Source organism: Salinivirga sp. (assembly GCF_035268865.1).
Taxonomy (GTDB): domain Bacteria; phylum Bacteroidota; class Bacteroidia; order Bacteroidales; family Salinivirgaceae; genus Salinivirga.
On sequence record NZ_DATFKB010000215.1, the window covers coordinates 1 to 5,460 of the forward strand.

7 protein-coding genes are annotated in these 5,460 nt (G+C 40.0%); 1 reads left to right on the forward strand and 6 read right to left on the reverse strand.

Annotation, left to right across the window (positions count from 1 at the left end; translation table 11 throughout):
- Positions 1–148 precede the first annotated feature (148 nt).
- From ccsA to VJ937_RS12865, 6 genes are all read right to left on the reverse strand, one after another.
- Positions 149–940 carry a cytochrome c biogenesis protein CcsA gene (gene ccsA, locus VJ937_RS12840; protein WP_324067737.1) on the reverse strand — a complete coding sequence of 264 codons (792 nt, stop codon included), beginning with the start codon at positions 938–940 and terminating at the stop codon, positions 149–151.
- 5 nt (positions 941–945) lie between these two features.
- The gene (locus VJ937_RS12845; protein ID WP_324067739.1) at positions 946–2,148 is read right to left on the reverse strand and encodes a cytochrome c biogenesis protein ResB; all 1,203 of its coding nucleotides are present in this window, start codon (positions 2,146–2,148) and stop codon (positions 946–948) included.
- A 22-nt stretch (positions 2,149–2,170) separates the two neighbouring features.
- Entirely contained in the window at positions 2,171–3,721 is a 1,551-nt protein-coding gene (gene nrfA, locus VJ937_RS12850) for an ammonia-forming cytochrome c nitrite reductase (RefSeq protein WP_324067741.1), read from the reverse strand.
- A gap of 12 nt (positions 3,722–3,733) precedes the next feature.
- A complete protein-coding gene (nrfH, locus tag VJ937_RS12855; RefSeq protein ID WP_324067743.1) occupies positions 3,734–4,318 on the reverse strand; it encodes a cytochrome c nitrite reductase small subunit in 585 nt (194 codons plus the stop codon).
- A 79-nt stretch (positions 4,319–4,397) separates the two neighbouring features.
- The gene (locus VJ937_RS12860) at positions 4,398–4,586 is read right to left on the reverse strand and encodes a ferredoxin (protein WP_324067745.1); all 189 of its coding nucleotides are present in this window, start codon (positions 4,584–4,586) and stop codon (positions 4,398–4,400) included.
- A gap of 52 nt (positions 4,587–4,638) precedes the next feature.
- A complete protein-coding gene (locus VJ937_RS12865; protein WP_324067747.1) occupies positions 4,639–4,959 on the reverse strand; it encodes a cupin domain-containing protein in 321 nt (106 codons plus the stop codon).
- A 245-nt stretch (positions 4,960–5,204) separates the two neighbouring features.
- Here VJ937_RS12865 and VJ937_RS12870 point away from each other — a divergent pair.
- On the forward strand, positions 5,205–5,460 hold a 256-nt coding region (locus VJ937_RS12870), incomplete at its 3' end, for a hypothetical protein (RefSeq protein ID WP_324067749.1).

Sequence of the window (5,460 nt, forward strand, 5' to 3'; positions counted from 1 at the left end):
TGCGCTTCGCTTCTGAAAAACATTACAAAAGCAGGATGATTTACTTTCAATTCTTTCAATACAGCTGGCCTGTATCCCGATACGCTGCGCTATCGAGGATTCGTTCAACTTACAATTTTCAGTGCGCTTCGCTTCTGAAAATTGAGTTTCACGAATATACATGCACACTCGATTGAGCAGCGGGTAAAAAATTAATTCCAAACCAGGCAATTAAAAGAATTAGGAAAGCAAATGCAAGCCACCTTGTGTGTTGAGCAGTTTTATGTGGTTTATGGTATCGCAAATGCATGTAAAGCATGTAAACCGCCCATGTAATAAATGCCCAGGTTTCTTTTGGATCCCAGGTCCAATAGTGCCCCCAGGCTTCTTTTGCCCATAAAGCACCAAATATTAATCCCAGTGTTAGAAACCCGAAACCAATGTACACAATATTGTCAGCTAGTTGTAAAAGATTGGTTATCGACCTGTTGCGATGCCGGTCAAGTAGAGCTTTGAAGCCTATTAATGAAGAAACACCCAGGAAGGCATACGCAATCATATAAACAATTACGTGTGGAACAAACCATACACTTTGCAAAGCCGGCATAAGTGTTTTACTGTGTGTTTCGGGTTTTAACAAATTAAGTAAAACAAAAACCAGAGCCAGAAACATGCTATAGGATAAAAACCATGGATAATTCCATCTTTTATAAACCACAAATCCAATTATAAACAGGAAAAACGAGTACCACAGCCGGGTTTCACCCAGTGTGCGCATTGGTGGCCTTTGTAGATTAATCCACAATAACACAATAAAAGCCAATAAACTAAGAAATCCAATAATTGAAAATACTTCCACAAGACGTTTGACTAACCTTTTTTTCATTAAAAGGGAAAACAACAAAGCCAGTCCCCATAGACCAGCACTCAGAAGTGCGAAAAATTCAAAATAATACCACATAACAATTAGCTTTTCCTTGTTTTTCCCTGGAATATCAGCCAAAATGCACCGGCTATCATCATAAACAAACCCACATAAACTACTGGCAACCAAGGATCGCGTACAAGTTCGAGCACGCTTAACCGTGACCAGCGACCAAATCTCTGATCATAATCAGTTTGATAAACTTTCCAGCCTTCTATTCTCAACGGTTTATTCACCTCAATTACCTCTTCGAACCTGTTTCCATTTTTACTAAAAACCTCAACTTCAGAAGCATATCTTTTGGGCTCCGGTTTCAGCATTGCCAAAGCTATTGAATCGTTTATGCTAAGTAATCTGGAAGCATACATGAAGTTGCCCGGTGAAACCCACCCATAACGCACTCCATTTATGCTCATCATAGCGGCCTGTACAGCACCTGTGTCCTGGGATGGTTGAAAATGGTTTTCTTTCATCCTTATGGCATTAGATATGTATGTCATGGTTCGTATATTGTAACCAGCCATATTGATACTATCATCAACAGGTAAATCAGCAATTAAGGGTTTACCATTTTGCTTAAGAATCTCAGAATTCCCCTGGGATATCAGGGCAATTTTCGCAGGATAATTCTCCAATACAAAATCCTTCAATTTAAATGCAAATGGTAATTCTATCCTGGTACGATTTTCATTATAAGCATACCATGTTGTTTGGCCTTCCTGTAAATACATATTTAATCTACTCAAATCACCAGCTCCCAGGCCTGCTGCAGCAAAGGCTATCCATAAACCAACATGATTGAGTAGATAGCCAGTGTGCTTTAGTTTAAATGGTCTTATTCTTTTCAGGGCAGACAAGCCCAGTACAATTAATAGCCACGCATATGAAAGAAGATAGGCCCAACTATCCAACATATTGAATAAACCTGGGGCTCCGGCAGCTTGTTGCGGAATGAGCCCCATCAATACTGAAAGCAATGTAAATAGGCCGAGTGCACTAATAGCAGCCGGCACAGAAGACATCCACCGAATGAGCCTGCTGCTTTTACGATAAAAATGTAAAACAGCCAAAATACTAATCAATAGGGCTCCAAGTGAAATATTGAAGGGAAAAGTGGGTTTAGGAATTGGTGTGCGGGTAAAAAAATCAAGCGCCAATCCTGTAATGAATAACCCTACTGCTAACAAAATGCCTTCAGGATAACCCCAGGGTTGGCGCCAGAATTTACGAACATTATTGTTCATCGAATACTTATAATTTTCCTGATTATGGTGTATTTAGTTTTTTAGTTTCATACTGTGCTTCGCGCTGTTCTGCTTTCTCAAGCCATTTGGGGACTACTGTTTCAAGAAATTCTTCTTTTTCATTATTAAGTTTTTCCATATCAAGTCCTATATATTCCTGCGCTTTGGCTTTGGTTGAAATATCAGGATATTCGACGGGTTTATTGTGTCCAAGGTCAGCCAAAATACGAGATAATTTTAGCCGGGCATCATGTGCTGCAGACATCCCTTTGGCAAGCACGCGGCCTGACTCTATTGGCGCATGAAACGGAGCACCATGACTGGCAGCAATGTAATCCCAGCGCCATTGTGCATGCCGAATATCCATCAGGGCATCCTGCATTTGTTCTTCTGTGGCACCCAAATCCCAGGCTTTTTTGGCTTCCACATGTGCGCTAACAATAAGCTTCTCCAGTTTATCGCGGGTTTCAATTATTTTATCTTGTCGTTCATATACGCTGGCAACAAGGTCTTCGGTTTCTTCGCGGTGACAAACCTGACATGTTTTAGAAACGTGCGCCAGTGGGCTCACAACATGATGACTTGTAAATTTTTGTCCTCCTTCGCTTGTATAAGGCATATGACAATCGGCACAGGCAACCCCGCGTTGCGCATGAATACCCATTTGGAAGATCTCATAATCAGGGTGCTGCGCTTTAAGCATAGGGGCTTTACTAAGTTTATGAGTCCAGTCAGAAAACTGCATATTATCATAATACTCCTCCATTGCCTCTACTGTTTGGCCATCGTCCCATGGCAATGTGAGGTAAGGAGAGCCTTTAACTTTTTGCTTGTTAAAATAATACTCCACATGGCATTGGGCACACACTAATTTCCGCATATCCTGATGGCTTGATTCCTCGATATTCATTCCCCGGCGATTAAATGCTTCAATAAGGGCGGGTCTTGAAATGCGCAGATTCATTGTTTCAGCATCATGACAATCGGCACAGCCAATTGGATTAACAATCTGATGCCCGCGTTCTTCCCAGGTACCGCTATAGAATTTAGCTACCCCTTTTGTGAAATCCCCCTCCTCCTCAATAAGTTCGTTCATTACACGTGGCACATCAGGACTTTTGCATGTCCAACAGGTATTGGGCATAGGACTTTCTTTACCGTCCATTGGAGCACCTGTACGTAAAATTTTTCGAATATCTTCAACTGCATGCATATGGCCACGGCCCTGATTATACTCCTTGGAAAAACCGTAACCGGCCCAAAGTACAACTAACCTGGGATCCTCTTCGAGCATATCAACCCAGGCAGAGCCATTGTATTTACTTTTAAAGCTGGTATCAGCTGTTTTCAAAAAGCTTTGGTATTCGCGTGGAAAATTCTCTCCCCAAACTTCATTGCGTGGTTCAAATTGTCCATGCTCTACGCTTGGTTCATATGCAAAAACGGCTTCAGCCCTTCTTTCCATTACAGAAGAGGCAAGCAGTCCAAGTAAAAATACAATAACCATGCTGCCTAAAAAGAGCAACCACCCTAACCAGGGTTTTTGTTTTACTTTTTCACTTAGTGATGTCATATTAACAGAATTTTAGTTGTCAGTAATTAATGATTTTAACCATTCGGGAACAGGACTGGGTGGTACAGGTACCCGCGCATTGGGGGCACTCGAAATACTTGTAACCGTACCGTGCGGCACCGTTTGATGACACTCCCAGCATTTCCGGTCTTTTCTGAACTGGTGAAATTCGTTTGTGTAAGCAAGTGTTTTATGGTCGGTGACTAAATCGCTATGGCAGCGAATACAGTTTTCCTGCACCACATCAGCCCCTGCTTGCTTAATTTTAATAACTTGTGGTTCAGCCCGCATGGTGAAAATGGTAGCGTGCCTTAAACCATCCTGTGCTTTAAAATAATATTTTCGGAATACATTGTCGTGCGGAACATGGCAACTGTTACAGTTTGTATATTCTCTATGCGCACTGTGCTCCCATGATGCAAACTCGGGGGCCATAATGTGGCAATTTACGCAAGTTTCTGGTTTATCAGAGAGGTAAGATGGTGCCTTAGAAATGTATACAGCATAGAAAAAAAGGCCTGCAAATATACCGCCAAGCAAAATAACAGGGATACGCCATTTTTTTGGTGGAGCAAGTTTTCTTAAGAAGTTTTTCATCGATTTTGTATTTTTCCTGTGATGTACTGCATCAAAAATTAAGGGGACAATCATACGATATGATCTGCCCCCTTTTTGTCTATTCAAATTTTATGACTTCCACCGGGCACTCTTCAGCAGCTTCTTTAATACAATCTTCATTTGCATTAAAATCTGCGCCTTCAATTACCTCAGCTTCGTCTTCTACTTTAAATACATCGGGACAAACATCCTCGCATAAACCGCATGATGTACATCCTTCTTCGATCCAAACTTTATTAATTGCCATAAAAACCTCCTTTTTCGTGTAATATACAAATTTTAACAACTTAAATCAAAACTTATTTTGGACTTGGTGTTTTAGCCACCAATACGCTCGCTATGCTATCTGTTTTGTTTGCCAGGGCATGCATAATATTGGCTGGACTATGCACAATTGCTTCTTTTTCAGCAATATTTACTTCATCTCCAATATTAAACTCAATTTCGCCTTCCATCACCACAAAAAATACATCAACTGGTGTTTTATGAGGTTTCACTACTTCACCGGGCTTCAAATTAATGTGCATTATCTGAGCATTTGAATGGTGATAAACCTCACGCACATCTACCCCATGCGGATTTTCTTTAATATCTTTATCTTTCCAATAATTAATTTCCATATGTTTTTAATTTTATACCAAAATTAAGAGCTGTCGCCTTAAAAAAATGTTACATATGTTACATAAAGGATAAAAACATCTTATTTACATTAATTTTAAATTGCGCAAATTGAGATAAAAAACTAAATTGCAAACCGAATTCGTAATAAACAGGCCATAACAAACGTATTTAAAAAGCAGGCGATCAGGAGTCCCCGAGAAAATCATATGAATTGCAGAAATTTCACCACCATAAATATAGAGTAATGAAACACGCAACAATAATATTCATAGTTATAGCAACCTTAGCTTTTTCATGCAATAAAAGCCCTGAAAAAGAAACTCAGACACCTAAACCAACAACTGAAAACAAAGGAGAATTAAAAAAATCAAGCGATACCATATATATTTCAACCGCACTTCAAGGGCAAGCTAAAAGAATGAATATTCTGCAACAGAAAGTAATGTTCCGTGCAAAAAAACAACTCGCAGATTCAATTGCTACACTTCAACAACTTTTTG